This window comes from Phenylobacterium sp. (assembly GCF_004799395.1).
Taxonomy (GTDB): Bacteria; Pseudomonadota; Alphaproteobacteria; order Caulobacterales; family Caulobacteraceae; genus Phenylobacterium.
Genome location: NZ_SSMZ01000222.1, coordinates 1 through 2,440 on the forward strand (window position 1 = coordinate 1; position 2,440 = coordinate 2,440).

At 68.2% G+C, this 2,440-nt stretch carries 2 protein-coding genes and 1 pseudogene; all 3 read right to left on the bottom strand.

Annotated elements, in window-relative coordinates; genetic code table 11:
* Positions 1 to 187, bottom strand: a pseudogene (locus E8A12_RS14255) (hypothetical protein); the annotation flags it as partial.
* Between the two features lie 355 nt (positions 188 to 542).
* Complete coding sequence (rfbA, locus tag E8A12_RS14260; protein WP_293369885.1) at positions 543 to 1,439, bottom strand: glucose-1-phosphate thymidylyltransferase RfbA; 897 nt, start codon at positions 1,437 to 1,439, stop codon at positions 543 to 545.
* Complete coding sequence (gene rfbD, locus E8A12_RS14265) at positions 1,436 to 2,335, bottom strand: dTDP-4-dehydrorhamnose reductase (RefSeq protein WP_293369888.1); 900 nt, start codon at positions 2,333 to 2,335, stop codon at positions 1,436 to 1,438. The genes rfbA and rfbD overlap by 4 nt, the downstream gene beginning before the upstream one ends.
* Positions 2,336 to 2,440: the final 105 nt, after the last annotated feature.

The following is a 2,440-nucleotide window of genomic DNA, read 5'->3' on the forward strand; positions in this document are numbered from 1 at the left end:
GCACCACCAAAAGCAGCGGCAGGAACAGCAACAGCGCGAACCCCGCGATCGACACGTCCAGCACGCGCTTGAACGGATGCGTCGCCACCGGAAGGTGCGAGGGCTGCGTCGACTGGGAAGACCGGCGCTGGCCCACGGCCGTCGAGGCCGGCCGTTTCATCTCGCCATGATCCGCCAGCGTGCTCACGCAGCTCATCCCCCGGTCCCAATCCGAACTACGCGCGCGCCCGACCGAAAGACGCTTAACGCGGCATTTTCCATTCCTGGGCACGAGTCCTTAAGCGCACCCGGTGTCTTATGGGACACGCCGCCCGATGGACGGGTCCGGAGCAAGTCCGATGCCAGCAGACGTATCGTTCCAAGACGTCAGCCCGCGCAGCGTCTCCCTAGAGACCGCGCCGATCCGCCGCCTGCCTTTGGGCGTCGGCCTCGTCGTGGCCGCGAGCGCTTCCGTCGGCCTGTGGTTCGCAGTGGCGGCCGGCGTCAGAGCTCTATTTTTCTAGAGACGCGCTCAAGCCGATTGGGTTTCACGCCGCGGCGCATTATTCCGCAAGGTCATCGGGGCTGAAAGGCCGCTCGGACAGCCGGCGCAGGTACTGGCCGTACTCGCTCTTCGCCAGACCGTCGGCCAGTTGACGCAGTTGCTGGGCGTCGATCCAGCCGCGCCGAAAGGCGATCTCCTCCAGGCAGCCGATCCGCAGGCCCTGGCGCTGCTCGACCGCGCGGATGAATTCGCCGGCCTGGATCAGGCTGTCGTGGGTGCCGGTGTCGAGCCAGGCGAAGCCCCGGCCCAGGAGCTCCACGTTGAGCTCGCCGGCTTCCAGATAGACCTGATTGAGCGCGGTGATCTCGAGCTCGCCCCGATGCGAAGGCTTCAGGGTCTTGGCGAACTCGCTGGCGCGGCCGTCATAGAAATAGAGACCGGTGACCGCGTAGTTCGATTTCGGGACGGCCGGCTTCTCCTCGATGCCCAGCGCCTTGCCGTCAGGCCCCAGTTCGACAACCCCATAGCGTTCGGGATCCTGCACCAGATAGCCGAACACCGTCGCCCCGCTCGTCCGCGCGTCCGCCGCCTGCAGCGAGCGGGTGAAGTTCTGGCCGAAGAAGATGTTGTCGCCCAGCACCATGACGCTGGGCTCGCCGGCGATGAAGTCCTCGCCGAGGATATAGGCCTGGGCCAGGCCGTCGGGGCTTGGCTGCACGACATATTCGAATTTCACGCCATAGCGCGACCCGTCGCCCAGCAGCCGCTTGAACGCCGCCTGGTCCTCGGGCGTGGTGATGATCAGGATCTCGCGCACGCCGGCCAGCAGCAGCACCGACAGCGGATAGTAGATCATCGGCTTGTCGTAGACCGGCAGCAGCTGCTTGGAGACCGCCAGGGTCAGGGGATGCAGCCGGGTGCCGGAGCCGCCGGCCAGGATAACGCCGCGTCTCATGCCGCCGACCTCTGTTCCGATTGAAGTTCCCTGACGATCTCGGCCAGGGCCTCGCGCCAGGGCCGGAGCGTCACGCCGTAGGTTCGTTCCAGCTTGCCGGTGTCCAGCGTGCCACGCAGCGGCCGCTGGGCCGGCGCCGGCCAGTCCGCCGTGGCGGCTGCGCCCACCACCGGCGCGCCGGCGCCCAAGGCGATGTCGAAGATTCCCTCGGCGAAGCCTTTCCAGCTGACTTCGCCGGCGTTGGCGAAGTGGTGGACGCCAAACGCGGCGTCGCCGGCCGGGGCCTTCGCCAGGCGCTCGGCCTGGCCCAGGATGAACCGCGCCAGGTCGCGCGCCGAGGTCGGGCGGCCGAACTGGTCGGCGACCACCTTCAGCGGCTTACTCTCCCCCGCCAGTCGCAGCATCGTCTTGACGAAGTTCTTGCCGTGGCTCGACACCACCCAGGACGTCCGCAGGATCAGGCTGCGCGGATGGGCGGCCAGGATCGCACGCTCCCCTTCGAGCTTCGAGGCGCCGTACACATTCAGCGGCGCCGGAGCATCCGTCTCGACGTAGGGCGAGCCCTTGGCGCCGTCGAAGACGTAGTCGGTGGAGACCTGCACCAGCGGCGGCCCGTCAGGCCCCAGCGCCGCGGCGACGGCGGCCGGCGTCTCGGCATTGACCTTGAAGGCCAGGTCCCGCTCGGTCTCCGCCAGGTCCACGGCGGTATAGGCCGCCGCCAGCACGACCAGATCGGCCTTCGCGTCCCTCACACGCTGGACCACAGCCTGCGGATTGGCGAAGTCGGCGTCGGCCCGCGACAGGGCGGTGATCTCGACGTCGAAGTCCTTGGCCTGCGCCAGCAGCTCGCGAGCCAGTTGCCCGGTGACGCCGAACTGCAGGACGCGCACGGTCATGCCTTGACCAGGCCCAGCCGCTCCGACTGGAAGCCGCGCTGGCGGATGCCCTCGACCCAGTCGCTGTTGTCGACATACCAGCGCACGGTGTCTTCCAGCCCGGCC